Raw genomic sequence first — 17,383 nt, 5'->3', positions numbered from 1 at the left:
CGGCCAGGCCGGCCGCACCCGGCACCGCGGGCAGCAGGATCGCCAGCGCCGTGGACAGCATCACCGCACCTCCCCGGTACCGCCGTCGGTGTCCGCCTGCACCGCGGTCACGGCCGCGGTCTCCGGGCCGGCGGCGGTGCCGCCGGCGGTGTCCTCGGCGCGCACCGCGCCGCCGGCGCCGTCGCCGGCGCGGCGGGTGTCGAGCAGGTCGGTGTCGACGCTGCCGCGCAGCCGGAAGAACCGCAGCACCACGGCGAGGCCGACGCCCACCTCGGCGGTGGCCAGCACGATCACGAACAGCGCGAACACCTGGCCGGACCGGGGGACGCCGACGATGCTGGTGTCGGCGGTCACCAGGATCAGGTTGACCGCGTTGAGCATCAGCTCCAGCGACATCAGCAGCAGCACCGCGTTGCGCCGCACCAGCACGCCGTAGCAGCCGACGCCGAACAGCAGCGCCGCGATCAGGTACGGGATCACCGGATGCATCAGCGGCCCCGCCCGGCGCGCGGCTCGTCGGACACCCGGTCGCCGTCGTCCGGGGCCCGGTCCAGCGGCGGGCGGGTCCGCACCGGCCGGTCGCCCTGCGGCTGCGCCCCCGCCGACCGGTCGCCGGCGCGCGTGGACAGCACGATCGCGCCGACCAGCGCGGCCAGCAGCAGCACCGACACCACCTCGAACGGCAGCACCCACTGCCGGAACACCGCGGCACCGATCCGCTCCGCCGTGCCGGGCGGCGGCTGCTCGACGTGACTCCACCGGTACGCGTCGACCAGCAGCGCGGCGAGCCCGACACCGGCGCCGCCGCCGACCAGCGCGGCGGGCACCCGGGGCCGGTCGAGCTGCGGGCTGGGCCCGATCGGTGCCCGGGTCAGCATCACCGCGAACAGCAGCAGCACCACCACGGCGCCGACGTAGAGCAGCACCTGGACCCAGGCGACCAGTTCGGCGGTGAGCACCAGGTAGCAGCCGGCGACCCCGCCGAGCGCGACGACCAGCCACAACCCGGCGCGCACCAGGTGCCGGCTGGTGACCACCAGCATGGCGGCGCCCAGCGTCACCACGCCGAGCGCCACCAGCAGTACGTCCGCGACCGTCACGGTTCCCACCCGCCCATGGTGATCCATCCTGCCGTGTCGCCCCGCGTGGCGCGACAACCAGGCGACCCATGTTCACGTCCCGCGAGTATGATTCGATGACTGTCGAACCGAGAGGTGGGTCGATGTCCACGTTCGTACTCGTGGCGGGAGCCTGGCACGGCGGCTGGTGCTGGACGTACGTCGCCGACCGGCTGCGCGCCGCCGGCCACCGGGTCCTCACCCCGACCCTGACCGGCCTGGACGGCGGCGAGCCGCGACCCGACGTCGGGCTCGGTACGCACGCCGACGACGTGGTCACGCTGCTGAACACCGAGGACCTGACCGAGGTGGTACTGGTCGGGCACAGCTACGCGGGCCTGGTCGTGCGGCAGGCGGCGGACCGGGTGCCGGAGCGGGTCGGGCACCTGATCCTGGTCGACGCGTGGGCCGGCCCGGACGGTGCCAGCATGGACGACCTGGCACCCGAGCCGTTCCGGCGCTGGGCGGACCGCAACACCGCGGACGGCCTGATCGCGGTGCCGCCGCCGCGGATGGTCGGGGTGGACGACCCGGAGCAGATCGCCTGGCTGACGCCGCGGCTGGTGCCGCAGCCGCGCCGGACGTTCGCCGAGCCGACCGTGCTGACCGGCCGGGTCGAGGCGCTGCCGTGCCGGGCGATCGTCTGCGTACCCGACAACGGGATGCCGTTCGGCACCTGGGCGCGCGAGTTCGGCTGGCCGGTCGACGAGATCGGCACCGGTCACGACGCGATGCTCACCGCCCCGGACGAGCTCACCGCCCTGCTGCTGAAGTGAGCACGGCCCGGCGCGCCGCGACGGGTCAGCGGGGCGGGCGGGAGACGCGGCCGCGGCCGCCGCGCTCGGCGGCGGTCACCTCCTTGGCCGGCTCGCCGTTCGGATCGTGCGCGGGCGGCGCCGGGACCGTCGGCATCCACTCGCCGAGCCGGTCCGACTCGTGCACCATGTCGCGGATGTCGTACTCGGCGTACTCGAACTCGGGCGACCAGTAGAGCGCGTCGAACGGGCACACCTCGACGCAGATCCCGCAGTACATGCAGAGCGAGAAGTCGATCGCGAACCGGTCCAGCACGTTCTTCTGCCGGGCCCGCGCCGCCCCCTCCACCTGCACCGTCTCCTTGTGCGAGTCGATGTAGATGCACCAGTCGGGGCACTCCCGCGCGCACAGCATGCACGAGGTGCAGTTCTCCGCGAGCAGCGCGATCACGCCGCGCGAGCGGGGCGGCAGCTCCGGCTGCACGTCCGGGTACTGCTCCGTGCCGGCCGGGCGCACCATCGTCTTGAGCGTGGTGGCCAGCCCCTTCGCGAGCCCCTTGCCCGGTACCGATCCCGCCATCCCCCCATCCTGCCACCGCACCGGGCCGCCGGCCGACTCCCGGACACCCCCTAGGCTGGGCCCGGTCAGTGCACGTGGGGGAAGGACGCACCGTGGAGTACGTACGACTGGGTGGCAGCGGGCTGAAGGTGTCCCGGCTGTGCCTGGGCATGATGAGCTACGGCGATCCGGTCAACTGGCGCGAGTGGGTACTGCCGGAGGCCGACGCCGCGCCGTTCGTGCGCCGCGCCGCCGAGGCCGGCATCACCTTCTACGACACCGCCGACGTCTACTCGGTCGGGGTCAGCGAGGAGATCACCGGCCGGCTGCTGCGCCGCTTCTTCCAGCACCGCGAGGACTACGTGCTCGCCACCAAGGTGTGCAACCCGATGGGCGACGGGCCGTACGACCGGGGGCTGTCCCGCAAGCACGTCATGGACTCGATCGACGCCTCGCTGCGCCGGCTGGGCACCGACTACATCGACCTGTACCAGATCCACCGGTTCGACCCGGAGACGCCGATCGAGGAGACGATGGCGGCGCTGCACGACGTGGTGCGCGCCGGCAAGGCCCGCTACATCGGGGCGTCGTCGATGTGGGCCTGGCAGTTCGCGAAGGCGCAGTACACCGCGGACGCGCACGGCTGGACCCGGTTCGTGTCCATGCAGAACCACTACAACCTGGTGTACCGCGAGGAGGAGCGGGAGATGATCCCGTTCTGCGCCGACCAGGGCGTCGGGGTGATCCCGTGGTCTCCGCTGGCTCGCGGATTCCTCGCCGGCAACCGCGGCCGGGACGGCCAGCACACCGTCCGGGCCCGTACCGACCCGGGCAACCTGCGGTTCTACTCCTACGACGAGACCGACTTCGCCGTCGCCGACCGGGTCGCGGACGTCGCCGACGCGCACGGGGTACCGGCGGCGCAGGTGGCGCTCGCCTGGCTGCTGCACCAGCCGGCCGTCACCGCGCCGATCGTCGGCGCCACCAAGCCGCACCACCTCGACGACGCGATCGCCGCCACCGAGCTGGCGCTGTCGGCCGACGAGCTCGCCGCGCTGGCCGAGCCGTACCGGCCCAAGCCCATCTCCGGCCACTCCTGACCCCGCCTTCGGTGGGGAAGCACCGTGGCGCTTCCCCACCGAAGCTGGTCAGCCCAGGTCGGACGCGCGCACCGCGACCGCGCCGGTCCGGGTCACCACGGTGAGGGCCGCGATGCCGGCGAGGTCCTTGCCGGCGACGCCCGCCGCACGCAACGTGCGCGCCACGTCGTCGGCGCCCAGCCAGTAGAGCGGACTGCGCGGCGTGGCCACCAGGACGAGATCCCGGCCGAACCCCTCGGGTGCGTTGGCGTTGCGGCACCGTTCCACCGCGTCCGGCCACTGGCTCCGCAGCCCGCGCATCGAGTCGGCGGTCAGCGGCACCGTGGTGACCACCCGCCGCCGCGTCACGTCGTACAGGTGGCCGGTGTGGTGCGTGCCGGACGGGTCGGTGTAGCCGCCCACGGCGAGCTTGCCGCCGTGCGCCTCGTACCGCCGCCGCGCCTCCCGGTAGAACGGCAGGCTCCCGGCCTCCAGAGCGCCCGGGCCGGCCTTCGGATCGACCGACAACGTCCCCGCGCGCAGCATCGGCGCCGCGATCCCGAGCGCCCCGGAGTCGGCGAGATTCGTGGTCGCCTGCCAGGCAGCGGCAGCCGACCAACCCTGCCCGACCAGCGAGTCCATCACACCGAAGAACTCACCCGGGCCCGTCGAGCTCAGCTGGTACCCGGTCACCACGTCGTCGTTCAGCGCCCCGGTGCCAAGCAGGTGCAGCACGGTGTGCACGTCGTCGCCCTGCCAGCCCGGCGACAGCGGGATCAGTCGGAACCAGAAGGTCTTGCCGTCCGCAGCCCACTTCCGCCAGCTCGCCGACGTCGTCGTGCACCAGGCCCGCCCGGATCCGTTGGGTGCCAACGTCGGCAGCTTCGCCTGGCAGGTACCGACGACGTGTTTGCCGGCCGCGTCGCTGCTGAACAGGCCGACGACGTGGCCGGGCCGGGCGGTGTCCCCACCGTCGGCGGAGACGATCGCCGACTCCGCGCAGAACCGCTTGTCGCACGAGCCCCGCTTCTCGCTGCTCGGATCGGGCAGGTAGTGGGCCGGCTGCGTCGGCGCCTCGCCGGCCGCACGCTCCTGCGTGGCGTAGTCGGTCGCGAACCGCTTGCTGGTCAGTACGGAGATCTCGGCGGTCAGCTCGCCCTCGACGCTGATGCCGAACTTCCCGGTGAACCCGACCAGCCGGTACGGGGCGTCGGCGGTGACGAAGGCGACGCGACCGGTGGGCAGCCGGTACGGGGTGACCGCGGTACGGCCCAACCGGGTCGGGAACCCGTCGGCCGGTACCGCGGCGTACTTGCCGGAGCCGTTCGCCCGCAGCCCGTCCCGCATCCGGTTGGCCACGTTGCGCGGCGTCAGCTCCGAGAACGCCACGTTCAGCGTCGCGGGCTCCAGCTCCAGCCACGTGCCGACCCCGTACTCGGCCACGTCCGGCTCGATGGCCAGCAGGGAGCGTCGATCGCCCCGCAGCCGGACCAGCCGCGGGCCGACGAGGAAGTCCGCCCTGCCGCCGCCGATCGAGATGGTGCCCGCCGTGGTGGTGTCGGCACCGACCCGGGCGTCGAACGTCTCGAACGAGCCGTTCTCGGCCCGCCACACGCTGCCGGTGAGGTGCAGCGCCGGCGCGGTGGCGAGCGCCGCGGCCGCGGCGAGCACCCGCTCGGTCGGCGGCGGCGCGGTCAGCTTGCGGTACAGCGGAATCCCGACCGCGGTACCGATCACCGCGAGCGCGACGACGCCCGCGATCACGGCGAACAGCGGCCACCTCCGCCGCCGCTTCACCACGACCGGAAGCACCGGTGGTGGCGCCACCACGGCAGGCGCCGCCGACGGTACCGCCATCATGGCAGGCGCCTGCGGCGGTGGGGACGCCCCGGAAGGGGCCTGCGGCGGTGGCGACGCCGCGGCGGGCGCATCCGGCGGCTCCGGCACCATCGCGGGCACCGGAACGTCCGGGCCCGGCGCCGCCGCGGGCACCGAGACGTCCGGGTCCGGCGCCGCCGCGGGCGCCGGAACGTCCGGCTTCGGAGTGTCCTGCTCTCCTTCAGGCACGGGCGATGCCTACTTGCGCAGCTGGTTCGGGGTGAGGGTGGCCGTACCGAAGCCGGTGACGACCCGGATGCGCCGGATGCCGTGCAGCATCGCCGAGGTCACCCCGGCCGCGCGCAGGCCGGCAGCGACGTCGGCGGCCGACGACCAGTACAGCGCGCTGCCCGGTCCGGCCGCGATCCGCAGCTGCCGCCCGAACCCGTCGGGCACCGCACCCGCGCGGGCCCGGTCGGCGGCCTGCTCGATGTCGCCGCGGGTCCGCCGGGTCGTGGTGACCCGGCCGGTGGTGACGGTGGTCTTCGCGGAGATGTCGATCAGGTCGGCCTTGACGGTCCGGTCGTTCGGGTCCTGCCACGACCCGAGCGCCAGCTTGGTCGAGCCGGCCGCCGCATGCTCCTTCGCCGCGACCGCCGCAGACACGTGTTCGTCGTTGAACCAGTCGCCGAAGCCGTCCTGGTCGAGTTGCACGTGCCCCGCCATGATCAGCGGCTGCAGCACACCCAGCGCGCCGGCATCGCAGATCGCATGTACCGCATCGACCGCGGCCCGGCCCTTCCAGGCGTCCGCGGCGATCAGGTGGTCGGTCACGGCGAGCGCGTCCTCCGACTGCAGGACGATGTCGTCGGGCCCCATGTCACTGGCGTCGACGCCCGCGGTGAAGACGTTGATGACCTGGTTCGGATGGTCGCCGACGTACCCCGGGTCGAGCGGCTGGATCCAGACCCAGTAGTGCGTGCTTGCTCCGGTCGCCACCCAGCGTTGCCAGGACTGCGACCGCGTGGTGCAGGAGACCCTGGCGGAGTGGTTCGGCCGGATCTTCGGCAGCTTCGCCGAGCAGGTGCCGACGATGTGCTTGCCGGCCGCGTCGGAGCTGTAGAACCCCACGACGTGCCCCGCGCGGCCGGTGTCGCCGCCGTCCGCCACCAGCCGTACCGACTCGGTGCAGGAGTACGGATCGCAGGTGCCCTGCTTCGGCCTGTCGTGGTAGACGTAGTGCGCGGGCGTCGTCGGATCGCCGTGCACACCGCCGGCGAGCTTCGCGAACCGGGAGGTGAAGCTGTCCTTGCCGACCGTGGCGACGGTCAGGTCGAGGTAACCACCGTCCGCCGCGCCGGGGGCGCGGTCGATCCCGACCAGCGTGTACGGGGAGGCGGCGGTCACGAAGACCACCGAGCCGTTCGGCAGCCGGTACGGCGTGACCGCGGTGGAGCCGAGCACGCTCGGGTACCCGGCGCCGGCCGGCTTCGCGTGCGCGTCCGGGTCGGCGTTCGCGCGCAACCCCTTGCCGAGGTACTTCGCCAGCCCGGTCTGGGTGAGCTCGGTCGGGTCGACGGACAGCCCCGACGTCTGCGCCGTCCAGTGCCCGGACAGGTAGAGCGCCGTCGTCTCGTCGGCGGTCCGCCACCAGGCGCGGTCGCCGCGCAGGTAGGTGACGCCGTGCTGGACCAGCACGTCGGCGCTGCCGGCGGAGCCGCGGGCCTGCCCGTACGCGCGCTTCCCGGCCAGCGACAGGCTGATCCGCTGCGGCGTGCCCTCCGCCGTGATCGACTCTCCGGTGAGCCGGATCGCGGGCGCGTGTTCGAGCGCGGCGAGCGCGGACTGCACCTGCTCGGTGGGGGTGGGGCGGGTGAGCCGCTGGTACAGCGGGACGGCGACCGCGCCGAGTACCAGGACCAGCGCGACCGCACCGGCCACCCACGGCCAGCGCCGGCGGCGCTTCGGTGCCGGCGGCACCGGCATCGACCCGTACGGCCAGTTCGTGGTCTGCGGATCCCCGGGCAGCCCGATCATGATGCCCGGCGCCGCGCCGCCCGGCCCCGGCGTTCCGGGCGTACCCGGCTGCCCGAAAGGCCTCCCCGCCCCGGCCGGCGTCCCCGCCCCGGCCGGCATGCCGGACGTCGCTCCCGGCACCGGCGGCATCCCGGACGCGGCTCCCGGGGCGGTCTCCGGTACGCCCGGGCCGTATGGTCCGGGCGATCCGACCGGCATCGGCGGCGCGCCGGGAAAGGACGGTACCGGTTCACCGAGCTGCTGCGGCGGACCGAGCGGCGCGGGCGACCCTGGTGGCGCCGCCAGCACGTCCCCGGCGGGCGACGTACTCGGGGCGGACGGTGCCGGCACGGCTTCCGGCGGCGGTGCGTCGGCCGCCGGCGGCGTGGGGGATGCGGCCGGTACGGGCGGGGTGGCGGTGGGGTTCTGGGCAGACGGCTCTGCCGCGTCCGCAGGGGGCTGCGGGCGCTCGGGATCGGTCAAGGTGGGGATCTCCTGGATAGTTCGTGAACGGCGCGATTGCGCAGATTAGCCAGGTCGAAACCAGCCAGGTACCGGCCGTACGGCCGATGACAGAGAGGTGCGATCACCCCGCGATCGGGACATAACCCCGCTGCCCTTCCCGCTTACGCGCGGCCGTGCAGCTATGTGCAATTTGCTGACGTCAAGTTTCGCTACGTCCCTGGTGGGTGCTACGGTCTCTGCACTCCGGTCCGCGCAACCGGGCCGAGTCCTGCGGGGGGTGCAGGAAGGGCCGCGACCGACCCGGTCGCGGCCCTTTTGCCGCACCGGAACCACACGGTCGGGCGGCGGCGCGTCGGCTGCCGGACGGTACAGGGTGCGGTGGAGGCCGGTGGGCGCTCAGTTCAGGGCGAGGCGGACGGCGACCGTGAGGACGAGCTGGGCCAGCGAGACCGGCACCAACACCAGCCAGCAGAACCGCTGCAGCTGGTCGGCCCGCAGCCGCGGGAACGTGACCCGGACCCAGATGATCACGAACGCCACGATCAGCACCTTGACCAGCGTCCACAGCCAGCCCAGCTGCTCGTCGAACGGGCCGCGCCAGCCGCCCAGGAACAGCACCGTGGTCAGCGCCGCGACCACCACGATCCCGACGTACTCGGCGAGCAGGAACAGCGCGAACCGCAGCCCGGTGTACTCGGTCATGTACCCGAAGACCAGCTCGGAGTCGGCGATCGGCATGTCGAACGGCGGCCGGCGCAGCTCCGCGATCCCGGCGGTGAGGAACACCAGCATCGCCGGCAGCTGCCAGGCCAGCCACCACGGCTGCCACGCCTCGACGATCCCGCTCAACGACAGGGTGCCCGCCGCCATCGCGACGCTCGCCGCGGCCAGCACGAACGGCAGCTCGTACGCGAGCAGTTGCGCCGCCGCCCGCAGCCCGCCGAGCAGGCTGTACTTGTTCGCGCTGGACCAGGCCGCCATCAGCACCGCGACCACGCCGACCCCGACCACCGCGAGCACCAGGAACAGCCCGATGTCGAGCGCCTGGCCGACCAGCCCCGGTCCGAGCGGCAGCACCAGCACGACCACCAGGTACGGCAGCAGCGCGACGATCGGCGCGGCCCGGAACACCGGCCGGTCGGCCGCGGCCGGTACCACCTCTTCCTTCTGCACGAACTTGACGCCGTCGGCGACGAGCTGCGCCCAGCCGTGGAAACCGCCGGCGTACATGGGGCCGAGCCGGCCCTGCATGTGCGCCATCACCTTGTGCTCGATCTGCCCGACGACCAGCGGCAGCACCAGGAACGCCACGACCACGCCGGCCAGGCGCAGCACCAGCTCGGCCCACAGCGGCATCTACTCGCCCTCCCCGCTCGGCGGCGTCGCCGCATCCGGCGGTTCCGGCGGGAGCGCCGGCGGTTCCGGCGGGAGCGCCGCACGCGGCTCCGGCGGGAGCACCGTGCCGGGCGCGTCCGGGCCGACGGTCGGGTCGGGTTCGGCGGCGGGCGGGGGTGCCGGCCACTCGCCCGGGGCGGGTACCCCCGGGGGCCGCATCGGCGCGCGCTTGCCGTGTTCGCCGCCCGGCTCCTTCGCGCCCGGCCAGGCCTTCACCACCCGCGCGGCCAGCACGAAGTCCTTGCGCAGCGGATGCCCCTCGAACCCGTCCGGCAGCAGCAGCGGCGCCAGGTCGGGGTTGCCCGCGAACCCGACGCCGAACATCTCGTGCGTCTCCCGCTCGTGCCAGCCGGCCCCCGGGTACACCGCGACGACGCTGTCCAGGACCGGTTCACCGGCCGGTACCAGGGTGCGCAGCAGCAGGCCGCGCCGGTCGGCGACCGACCAGAGGTGCGCGACGATCCGGAACCCGTCGGCGCCCTCGTCGACCGCGGACAGCCAGTCGAAGAAGTCGTAGCCGAGCTCGTCGCGGGCGGTGGACAGCGCGGCCACCCAGCGGCCGACCGGCACGTCCACGGTGGGCCGGGCCCACGTGCCGCCGCCGGAGTCGGTACCGATCGCGTCGGCGCCGAACCGTTCGGCCAGCATCGCGCCGGTCTCCGCCCCTTCACCACCCATGCCCGGATCGTAGTGCGAGCGGGCCGGTGCCCGAGGGGTCAGTGCGGCCGGACCGGGGCGGCGGTGAGCGTCGCGGCGTCGGTACCGCCGGCGCGGCGGGCACCGGCGCCCAGCGGGTCGTCCCGGCGTACCCCGCCGAGGCCGGCCTGCTCGCGGGCGATCTTGTCCTGCAGCCGCAGGATGCCGTGCAGCAGCGCCTCCGGCCGCGGCGGGCAGCCCGGCACGTACACGTCGACGGGGATGATCTGGTCGACGCCCTTGGTGACCGAGTAGGAGTCCCAGTACGGCCCGCCGGAGTTGCTGCACGCGCCGAACGAGATGACGTACTTCGGCTCGGCCATCTGGTCGTACAGCCGCTTGATCGCCGGCGCCATCTTGTCGGTGACGGTGCCGGAGACGACCATCAGGTCGGCCTGCCGCGGCCCGTGCGCGAACGGGATGACGCCCAGCCGGATGAAGTCGTGCCGGCCCATCGAGGCGGCGATGAACTCGATCGCGCAGCAGGCCAGGCCGAAGTTGAAGACCCAGAGCGAGTAGCGCCGGCCCCAGTTGAGCACGAACCGGATCGGCGCGCCGAGCACCGCCGGCAGCCCACCGCGCTCCCGCGGTCGCGGCTCCGGCAACGCGACAGGTCCGGTCATCGCGCACCCCCTCGGCCCCAGTCTCGCAGGCACGTCCGCCCCCGCCCAGCCGGGCCGCGGAGTCCCGAGCCGCGCCGGGCCGGAGCGCGTCGGGGGGTCAGGTCCATCGCAGTACGCCCTTGCGCGCCGCGTACAGCAGGCCGAGCAGCAGGACCGCGACGAACACCACCATCTCGATCAGCGTGCTGCGGCCGAACCCCGGCCGGGCGAACACCACCGCCCAGGGGAACAGGAAGACGCTCTCCACCGCGAACAGCACGTAGAGGTAGGCGTAGACGTAGTACCGGATCTCGGCCTGCGCCCAGTCGCCGCCGACCGGATCGACCCCCGACTCGTACGTGGTGAGCTTGCCCGGGTTCGGCCGGTGTGGCCGCAGCGTCCGGTTCACCAGGAACGCCGCGCCGAACAGCACCGCCGCGAGCAGCAGCACGATCCCGAGCGTCAGGTACGAGCCGAGATAGCCAGACACGCCACAGAGGGTACGGCCAGATCACCGGTTCGGGCGACTCCGCGCCGGGCCGACTGGCCTGCGGGTGGCACGATGGACCGGTGTTGACGGCCCCGTTCCCCGCCCTTGCGGCTCCCGCTGCCGCTGTGGCGTGGGCCGACACCAGCACGTGGCCCGCCCCAGCACCCCTCGCGCCCCGGCCGCCCAGGAGCAGTCCCGCCGCGCACCGGAGCTGATGATGAGCACAAGGCCAGACGACACTGGAGCGCCGGACCAGGCACCGGCCACGGAAAACCGGCGGGCCGAGGCAGCGCAGGGCGCCCGCGCCGGCAGGAGCGACGACGAGCAGCATCGGCGGGTGCGCCGCCGGCAGATGATCGCCGCGATCCTGGCGATCGTAGCAATCATCATCTTTGCCCTGATCCAGGGGTTTCTGGGCGCGCCCAGCAAGATCCCCGGTACGCACTGACCCCCGCACCGACCCGCGTCAGTCGCCGCGGACCAGCTCACCGCCGGTACGCACCCAGCTGGCGAGGCCGCCGTCCACCCGCCGGATCGACCGGCCCGCATCGGCGAAGTACTGCACCGCGTGCGCGGAGGCAAAGCAGTACGGCCCCTCGCAGTACGCGACGACGTCCGCGTCGGCGGGCAGCTCGTCGAGGTGTTCGCGCAGCGTGGCCAGCGGCATCGAGAGCGCGCCGGGCAGGTGCCCCCGGGCGTACTCGGTGGCCGGCCGGACGTCGATCAGCACGGTGTCGCCGCTGCTGAGCCGGTCGCGCAGCTCGTCGACGGTCAGCCGTTCGAGGCCGCCGGGTCGCGACCACAGGGCGCGCAGCTCCACCTGCAGGTCGGCCAGGGTTCGTTCGGCGAACGTCTCGAACCGGCCGACGAACTCCACCACCGCCGGGCTCGCCAGCCGGTAGTGGATGCGTACCCCGTCGCGGCGGGTGGCGACCAGCTGCGCGGCCCGCAGCTGCTGGAGCTGCGCGGAGGTGTTCTTGACCGGCAGCTGGGCCGCGGTGGCGAGCTCCTCGACGGTGTGCTCGCCCTGCAGCAGCAGGTCGAGCAGCCGGATCCGGCCCGGGTTGGACAGCGCCTTGCCGAGCCGGGCGAGCTGCTCGTACACGCCCGAGTCCAGCCACGGCCGGGACGTCTCGCCGCTGCCGGCGTCGGCAGTGCCGCCGTCGGTGGGCGTCGCGCCGCCGGTCGGCTCAGACGGCTGCGGTCGCTTGTTCGCGGACTGCGGACTCACGGGTCGTCCTCCTTGCCGTCCTCAGTGCGATGGCGGTGACCACGACGCCGACCAGGCACAGCGCAGCGTACCCACCGGCGAGCAGCCGGGCCGAGCCGAGCACGCCCGGCCCGCCCAGCTCGACCAGCAGCCCGGCGAGCGCGGAACCGAACGAGTTGGCGATCAGCTGGGTGGTGTTGACGCCGGCGGCGGCCTTGCTGCTCTCCGCGGTGTCCGGGCTGACCCGCATCGCGGCCGGCACCCAGTGCGCGAACGCCATGCCGATCCCGGTACCGGCGATCAGCAGCACCACGAACCAGGCGACGATGCGCCCCGGCCCGGGGTCGGTGGCCTGCAGCAGCGCGTACCCGGCGAGGCCGGCGCCGAGCACCAGCGGGCCGGCGAGCCGCTGCAGCCGCGCGACGCGTACCCCGGTCAGGCCGCTGGAGAGGATCTGGGCGAGGCTCCAACCCCACGACAGCGACGCCCCGAGCAGCCCGGCGAGCAGCGGCGACAGCGACCCGATCCGCTGCCCGAACAGCGGCAGGAAGGTCTCCACGGTGGAGCCGACGGCGAGCACCGCGACCGCCAGGTACAGCCACTTGAGCAGGCCGCCACGCCGGTACGTGACGTCCGGCAGCACGGTGGCCCGGGCCGACCGTTCGCGCAGCAGGAACGCCAGGACCAGCAGGATCGCGAGGACGATCAGGCCGGCGGCGGCGTACCGGCCGGGTACCACCGAGGCGACGCTGACCGCGGCGGCGGCGAGGCTGAGGAAGACCAGCGCGGCCAGCGGCAGCGGCCCGGCGGTGCCGGTACCGGTGGTGGCCGGCATGGACCGGCGCACCAGCAGCGCCACCCCGCCGGCGGCGACCGCGAGCAGCACGAACGCCAGCCGCCACTGCCCGAACTGGGCGAACACGCCGCCGAGGATCGGGCCGACGACGTTGCCGACACCCCACATCGCGGACATCAACCCGAGCGAGCGTTGCCACAGGTGGCTGGGCAGCGCCTGGCGGACGACGGCGAAGCCGAGCCCGGCGAGCAGCCCGCCGGCGAGGCCCTGCAGCACCCGGCCGAGCAGCAGTACCGCCATCACCGGCGCGAACGCCGCGACCAGGCTGCCGGCTCCGAACAGGGCCAGCGCGATCCAGTACGACGCGCGCGGGCCGCGACGGTTCACGGTGCGACTGACCAGCATCGAGGTGAACACCGAGGCGACCAGGAACGAGGTCATCACCCAGGCGTAGAGGCTCATCCCGCCGATGTCGTCGACGGCGCTGGGCAGCAGGCTGGTGGTGAGGTAGACGTTCACCGCGTACAGCGCGACGCCGCCGCTGAGCACCACGGTGACCCCGCGGTACCGGCGGCCGAGCAGCTCGCCCCAGGAGCCGCGGCGCGGCACGTTCTCGCTATGACTCATAATCTAAAGATCTTTAGATAAAGGCCGGAAAGCAAGAGCCCACGCACCGATGTGACCAAGCGCGCACCGCCGAAAGCCGACCGCTGCCGGCCGGGCGGAGGTCAGTGGATGGTGACGGTGACCTGGTGCCAGCCGGTCGCGCCGTTCGGTGCCTCGCCGACCTGCTCGGGGGTCTGCCGGTAGCCGGACCGGTCGGTGGCGCGTACCCGCAGCACGTGCGTGCCCGGTGCCGCGTCCCACCCGTACACCCACTGCCGCCAGGTGTCTGCGGTCGGCTCGTCGGCCAGCGTCGCGTCGTGCCAGGCACCGTCGTCGACCTGCACCTCGACCCGGGCGATGCCGGTGTGCTGGGCCCACGCGACGCCGGCGACCTGCACCCTTCCGGCGGCCTTGCTCGTACCGTCGCGCGGGGTGTCGATGCGCGACTCGGTCTTGACCGGTGCGCGGGCCGAGTAGCCGCGCGGCACCCAGTACGCGTCGTAGTCGGCGAACGTGGTCAGCTCCAGATCGACCAGCCACTTGCAGGCCGACACGTACCCGTACAGGCCGGGCACCACCATCCGCACCGGGAAGCCGTGCTTGACCGGCAGCGGCTCGCCGTTCATGGCGACCGCGAGCAGCGCGTCCCGGCCGTCCAGGACGGTCTTCGTCGGGGTACCGATGGTCATGCCGTCGGCCGACCGGCTCACCAGCTGGTCGGCGGCGTCGTCCACGCCCGCCTCGCGCAGCAGGTCGGCCAGCCGCACCCCGATCCACCGCGCGTTGCCGATGTACGGCCCGCCCACCGGGTTGGACACGCAGCACAGCGTGATGTCCCGCTCGACCAGCGGCCGGGCGAGCAGCTGCCGGTAGTTCAGCGTCAGCGGACGCGCCACCCGGCCGTGGATACGCAGCTGCCAGCCCTCCGCCGTCACCTGCGGGATCGTCAGCGCGGTGTCGATCCGGTAGAACGTCGCGTTGCTGGTACGCCACGGCGCCAGGCCCGGCACGTCCAGCTCGGCGCCCGCCGGTACCGGCGGGGCCGGGCTCGCCGGCCGCGGGATCGTCACGTCCGCCCGGGACCGGGCCGCGGCGAACCGGCTGTGCTGCAACGCACGTCCGCCGTAGCCGAGGCCGGCCGCGGCGACCACCGAGCCGCCGGCGAGCCACAGGAACCGGCGCCGCTCGTACCCGGCGGGGCTCAGCTCCGACGGTGGCCGCAGCAGCACCAGCAGCACGCCGACGCCGACCGCGCCGGCCAGCACCGACGGCAGCGGGTCGAGCATGCCGGCGTCCGGCCTGGTCACCGCGGCGGCGACGCCGAGCGCGCCGAACCCGGCGACGCACAGTGCGCCGACCCGGCGGTACCGGCCGGCGAGCACGCCGACGCCGGCGGCGGCGAGCGCGAGCACCAGGTAGATGCCGACCAGCAGTGCGGTCTTGTCGCTGGTACCGAACGTGGCGACCGCGAAGTCCTTGACCGCGGCCGGGGTGAGCCGGATCGCGGCCGCGCCGATCGCCGCGACCGGGGCGGACTCGGGCCGGACGAACCCGGCCGCGAGTTCGGAGACGCCGACGGCGGCCGCGGCGGCCGCGATCCCGGCGCCGGCGCCCCGCAGGTACCGATGCGTCATGCCTCCAGCATCGCGCCGTCCGGGCCGGACGGACGGCCCGAGAAGATGACGATTCGCTGACGTGACGCCCCGGCCCATCGGGGTTAGTGGGATATCCAGTACGTGACCACCGCGATAGGACACCCTTACCCCGCCGACGTAGCATCAGCGGTAGAGGCACCGTGAGGGTCTCAGGAAGAGGAACGGGCCGTCCTCCCACCGAAACGCGGATCCCCGGCCCGGCCGAGATGGAGGTAATCCGCCCGTGGCCAAGCAGGTCCGACAACTGGATCGGGTGGTCATCCGGTTCGCCGGCGACTCCGGCGACGGAATGCAGCTCACCGGGGACCGGTTCACCGCCGAGTCCGCGCAGCTCGGCAACGACCTCTCCACGTTGCCCAATTTCCCCGCCGAGATCCGCGCCCCCGCCGGCACCCTGCCCGGGGTGTCCAGCTTCCAGCTGCATTTCGCCGACTACGACATCCTCACCCCCGGCGACGCGCCGAACGTGCTGGTGGCGATGAACCCGGCCGCGCTCAAGGCGAACCTGGCCGACGTGCCCCGGGCCGCGGACATCATCGTCAACACCGACGAGTTCACCAAGCGCAACCTGACCAAGGTCGGCTACGACGCCAACCCGCTCGAGGACGGCACCCTCGACTCGTACGCGGTGCACGAGGTGCCGCTGACCTCGCTCACCGTGAAGGCGCTGGAGAGCTTCGACATCTCCAAGAAGGATGCCGAGCGGTCCAAGAACATGTTCGCGCTGGGCCTGCTGTCCTGGATGTACAACCGGTCGGTCGAGGGCACCGAGGCGTTCCTGCGGAAGAAGTTCGCGAACCGGCCGGAGCTGGTCGAGGCGAACGTCACCGCGCTGAAGGCCGGCTGGAACTACGGCGAGACCACCGAGGACTTCGCGGTGCGGTACGAGGTGAAGCCGGCGAAGCTGCCGGCCGGCACCTACCGCAACATCACCGGCAACACCGCCCTGGCGTACGGGCTGATCGCCGCCAGCGTGCGGGCCGGCCTGCCGCTGTTCCTCGGCGCGTACCCGATCACGCCGGCCTCCGACGTGCTGCACGAGCTGAGCAAGCACAAGAAGTTCGGGGTGCTGACGTTCCAGGCCGAGGACGAGATCGCCGCGGTCGGCGCCGCGCTCGGCGCCTCGTACGGCGGGGCGCTCGGCGTCACCTCCACCTCCGGCCCCGGCGTCGCGCTCAAGGGCGAGACGATCGGCCTCGCGGTGATGCAGGAACTGCCGCTGGTGATCTGCGACATCCAGCGCGCCGGCCCGTCCACCGGGATGCCGACCAAGACCGAGCAGGCCGACCTGAACATGGCGCTGTACGGGCGGCACGGCGAGTCGCCGGCGGCGGTGATCGCGGCGAGTTCCCCGTCCGACTGCTTCTACGCGGCGATCGAGGCGGCCCGCATCGCGGTCACCTACCGGGTGCCGGTGCTGCTGCTGTCCGACGGCTACCTGGCGAACGGGTCGGAACCGTGGCGGCTGCCGAAGGTGGCGGAGCTGCCCGAGATCACCGTCGACTTCGCCACCGCGCACAACCACGAGAACCCCGACGGCAGCACCGCGTTCTGGCCGTACCTGCGGGATCCGGAGACGCTGGCCCGCCCGTGGGCGATCCCCGGTACCCCGGGCCTGGAGCACCGGATCGGCGGCATCGAGAAGGCCGACGGCACCGGCAACATCTCGTACGACCCGGCCAACCACGACACGATGGTCCGGCTGCGGCAGGCGAAGGTCGACGCGATCGCGCGCGACATCCCGGATCTGGTCGCCGACGACCCGTCCGGCGAGGCGCGGGTGCTGGTGCTCGGCTGGGGCTCCACGTACGGGCCGATCGGCGCCGCGGTGCGCCGCCTCCGGGACAACGGTCACCACGTGGCGCAGGCGCACCTGCGGCACCTGAACCCGTTGCCCGCCAACACCGAGGCGATGCTGCGCGGCTACGACAAGGTCGTCGTACCGGAGATGAACCTGGGCCAGCTCTCGCAGCTGCTGCGCGGCCGGTTCCTGATCGACGTGATCGGCTACAACAAGGTGCGCGGGCTGCCGTTCACCGCGGGTGAGCTGGAGTCGGCGCTTGAGGAGATCGTGAAGAATGTCTGAGCCCGTGTCCCCGAACGGCCGCCGCGCCCTGGACCTG

Annotated in this window: 15 protein-coding genes and 1 pseudogene; 4 read left to right on the top strand and 12 right to left on the bottom strand. The window is 73.3% G+C overall.

Annotation, left to right across the window (positions count from 1 at the left end):
- Positions 1–60: 60 nt before the first annotated feature.
- Together nuoK and NUM_RS04495 are read right to left on the bottom strand one after the other, a co-directional pair.
- On the bottom strand, positions 61–489 hold the full coding sequence (gene nuoK, locus NUM_RS04500) for an NADH-quinone oxidoreductase subunit NuoK (protein WP_207123259.1): 429 nt from the start codon (positions 487–489) through the stop codon (positions 61–63).
- A complete protein-coding gene (locus NUM_RS04495) occupies positions 489–1,100 on the bottom strand; it encodes an NADH-quinone oxidoreductase subunit J family protein (protein ID WP_207123274.1) in 612 nt (203 codons plus the stop codon). Before NUM_RS04495 ends, nuoK begins: the two co-directional genes overlap by 1 nt.
- Before the next feature lie 122 nt (positions 1,101–1,222).
- Between NUM_RS04495 and NUM_RS04490 the strand changes: the two genes are divergently transcribed.
- Positions 1,223–1,894 (top strand): alpha/beta fold hydrolase, encoded by a 672-nt coding sequence (locus tag NUM_RS04490; RefSeq protein WP_207123258.1) that lies wholly within the window; start codon positions 1,223–1,225, stop codon positions 1,892–1,894.
- Between the two features lie 26 nt (positions 1,895–1,920).
- Here NUM_RS04490 and NUM_RS04485 read toward each other — a convergent pair.
- A pseudogene (locus NUM_RS04485) lies at positions 1,921–2,453 on the bottom strand (NuoI/complex I 23 kDa subunit family protein); the annotation flags it as partial.
- Positions 2,454–2,545: 92 nt separating this feature from the next.
- On the opposite strand from NUM_RS04485, the gene NUM_RS04480 reads away from it, so the two are divergent.
- Positions 2,546–3,532 carry an aldo/keto reductase gene (locus NUM_RS04480; protein WP_207123256.1) on the top strand — a complete coding sequence of 329 codons (987 nt, stop codon included), beginning with the start codon at positions 2,546–2,548 and terminating at the stop codon, positions 3,530–3,532.
- A 48-nt stretch (positions 3,533–3,580) separates the two neighbouring features.
- Here the strand turns inward: NUM_RS04480 and NUM_RS04475 are convergent, their stop codons facing one another.
- The 6 genes from NUM_RS04475 to NUM_RS04450 all read right to left on the bottom strand — a co-directional run bounded on the left by NUM_RS04475 (position 3,581) and on the right by NUM_RS04450 (position 10,993).
- The gene (locus NUM_RS04475; RefSeq protein ID WP_207123255.1) at positions 3,581–5,578 is read right to left on the bottom strand and encodes a hypothetical protein; all 1,998 of its coding nucleotides are present in this window, start codon (positions 5,576–5,578) and stop codon (positions 3,581–3,583) included.
- Between the two features lie 9 nt (positions 5,579–5,587).
- Entirely contained in the window at positions 5,588–7,366 is a 1,779-nt protein-coding gene (locus NUM_RS04470; RefSeq protein ID WP_207123254.1) for a hypothetical protein, read from the bottom strand.
- An 840-nt stretch (positions 7,367–8,206) separates the two neighbouring features.
- On the bottom strand, positions 8,207–9,166 hold the full coding sequence (locus tag NUM_RS04465) for a complex I subunit 1/NuoH family protein (RefSeq protein WP_207123253.1): 960 nt from the start codon (positions 9,164–9,166) through the stop codon (positions 8,207–8,209).
- A complete protein-coding gene (locus NUM_RS04460) occupies positions 9,167–9,883 on the bottom strand; it encodes an NADH-quinone oxidoreductase subunit C (RefSeq protein WP_225918323.1) in 717 nt (238 codons plus the stop codon).
- A 38-nt stretch (positions 9,884–9,921) separates the two neighbouring features.
- On the bottom strand, positions 9,922–10,524 hold the full coding sequence (locus NUM_RS04455; protein WP_207123252.1) for an NADH-quinone oxidoreductase subunit B: 603 nt from the start codon (positions 10,522–10,524) through the stop codon (positions 9,922–9,924).
- Positions 10,525–10,621: 97 nt separating this feature from the next.
- Positions 10,622–10,993 carry an NADH-quinone oxidoreductase subunit A gene (locus NUM_RS04450; RefSeq protein ID WP_207123251.1) on the bottom strand — a complete coding sequence of 124 codons (372 nt, stop codon included), beginning with the start codon at positions 10,991–10,993 and terminating at the stop codon, positions 10,622–10,624.
- Between the two features lie 217 nt (positions 10,994–11,210).
- Between NUM_RS04450 and NUM_RS04445 the strand changes: the two genes are divergently transcribed.
- Positions 11,211–11,441 carry a hypothetical protein gene (locus tag NUM_RS04445; RefSeq protein WP_207123250.1) on the top strand — a complete coding sequence of 77 codons (231 nt, stop codon included), beginning with the start codon at positions 11,211–11,213 and terminating at the stop codon, positions 11,439–11,441.
- A gap of 18 nt (positions 11,442–11,459) precedes the next feature.
- Here the strand turns inward: NUM_RS04445 and NUM_RS04440 are convergent, their stop codons facing one another.
- The 3 genes from NUM_RS04440 to NUM_RS04430 form a co-directional block, all read right to left on the bottom strand.
- A complete protein-coding gene (locus NUM_RS04440) occupies positions 11,460–12,224 on the bottom strand; it encodes an ArsR/SmtB family transcription factor (RefSeq protein ID WP_207123249.1) in 765 nt (254 codons plus the stop codon).
- Positions 12,184–13,626 carry an MFS transporter gene (locus NUM_RS04435; RefSeq protein WP_207123248.1) on the bottom strand — a complete coding sequence of 481 codons (1,443 nt, stop codon included), beginning with the start codon at positions 13,624–13,626 and terminating at the stop codon, positions 12,184–12,186. The genes NUM_RS04440 and NUM_RS04435 overlap by 41 nt, the downstream gene beginning before the upstream one ends.
- Before the next feature lie 101 nt (positions 13,627–13,727).
- The gene (locus tag NUM_RS04430) at positions 13,728–15,239 is read right to left on the bottom strand and encodes a molybdopterin-dependent oxidoreductase (protein WP_207123247.1); all 1,512 of its coding nucleotides are present in this window, start codon (positions 15,237–15,239) and stop codon (positions 13,728–13,730) included.
- Between the two features lie 244 nt (positions 15,240–15,483).
- Here NUM_RS04430 and NUM_RS04425 point away from each other — a divergent pair, with 244 nt between their 5' ends.
- Positions 15,484–17,346, top strand: coding sequence for a 2-oxoacid:acceptor oxidoreductase subunit alpha (locus NUM_RS04425; protein ID WP_207123246.1), 1,863 nt, complete (start codon positions 15,484–15,486; stop codon positions 17,344–17,346).
- Positions 17,347–17,383 lie beyond the last annotated feature (37 nt).

The organism is Actinocatenispora comari (assembly GCF_017312725.1).
GTDB classification, from domain to species: domain Bacteria; phylum Actinomycetota; class Actinomycetes; order Mycobacteriales; family Micromonosporaceae; genus Actinocatenispora; species Actinocatenispora comari.
Note: the sequence above shows the minus strand (reverse complement) of the source record. Positions and strands in the feature narration are given on the sequence as shown.

Excerpts from the sequence above, each read along its gene's own strand:
- NUM_RS04435 (WP_207123248.1), bottom strand. The coding sequence starts at position 13,626 with ATGAGTCATAGCGAGAACGTGCCGCGCCGCGGCTCCTGGGGCGAGCTG.
- NUM_RS04460 (WP_225918323.1), bottom strand. The coding sequence starts at position 9,883 with ATGGGTGGTGAAGGGGCGGAGACCGGCGCGATGCTGGCCGAACGGTTC.
- NUM_RS04470 (WP_207123254.1), bottom strand. The coding sequence starts at position 7,366 with ATGATCGGGCTGCCCGGGGATCCGCAGACCACGAACTGGCCGTACGGG.
- NUM_RS04455 (WP_207123252.1), bottom strand. The coding sequence starts at position 10,524 with ATGACCGGACCTGTCGCGTTGCCGGAGCCGCGACCGCGGGAGCGCGGT.
- NUM_RS04465 (WP_207123253.1), bottom strand. The coding sequence starts at position 9,166 with ATGCCGCTGTGGGCCGAGCTGGTGCTGCGCCTGGCCGGCGTGGTCGTG.
- NUM_RS04430 (WP_207123247.1), bottom strand. The coding sequence starts at position 15,239 with ATGACGCATCGGTACCTGCGGGGCGCCGGCGCCGGGATCGCGGCCGCC.
- NUM_RS04445 (WP_207123250.1), top strand. The coding sequence starts at position 11,211 with ATGAGCACAAGGCCAGACGACACTGGAGCGCCGGACCAGGCACCGGCC.
- NUM_RS04490 (WP_207123258.1), top strand. The coding sequence starts at position 1,223 with ATGTCCACGTTCGTACTCGTGGCGGGAGCCTGGCACGGCGGCTGGTGC.
- nuoK (WP_207123259.1), bottom strand. The coding sequence starts at position 489 with ATGCATCCGGTGATCCCGTACCTGATCGCGGCGCTGCTGTTCGGCGTC.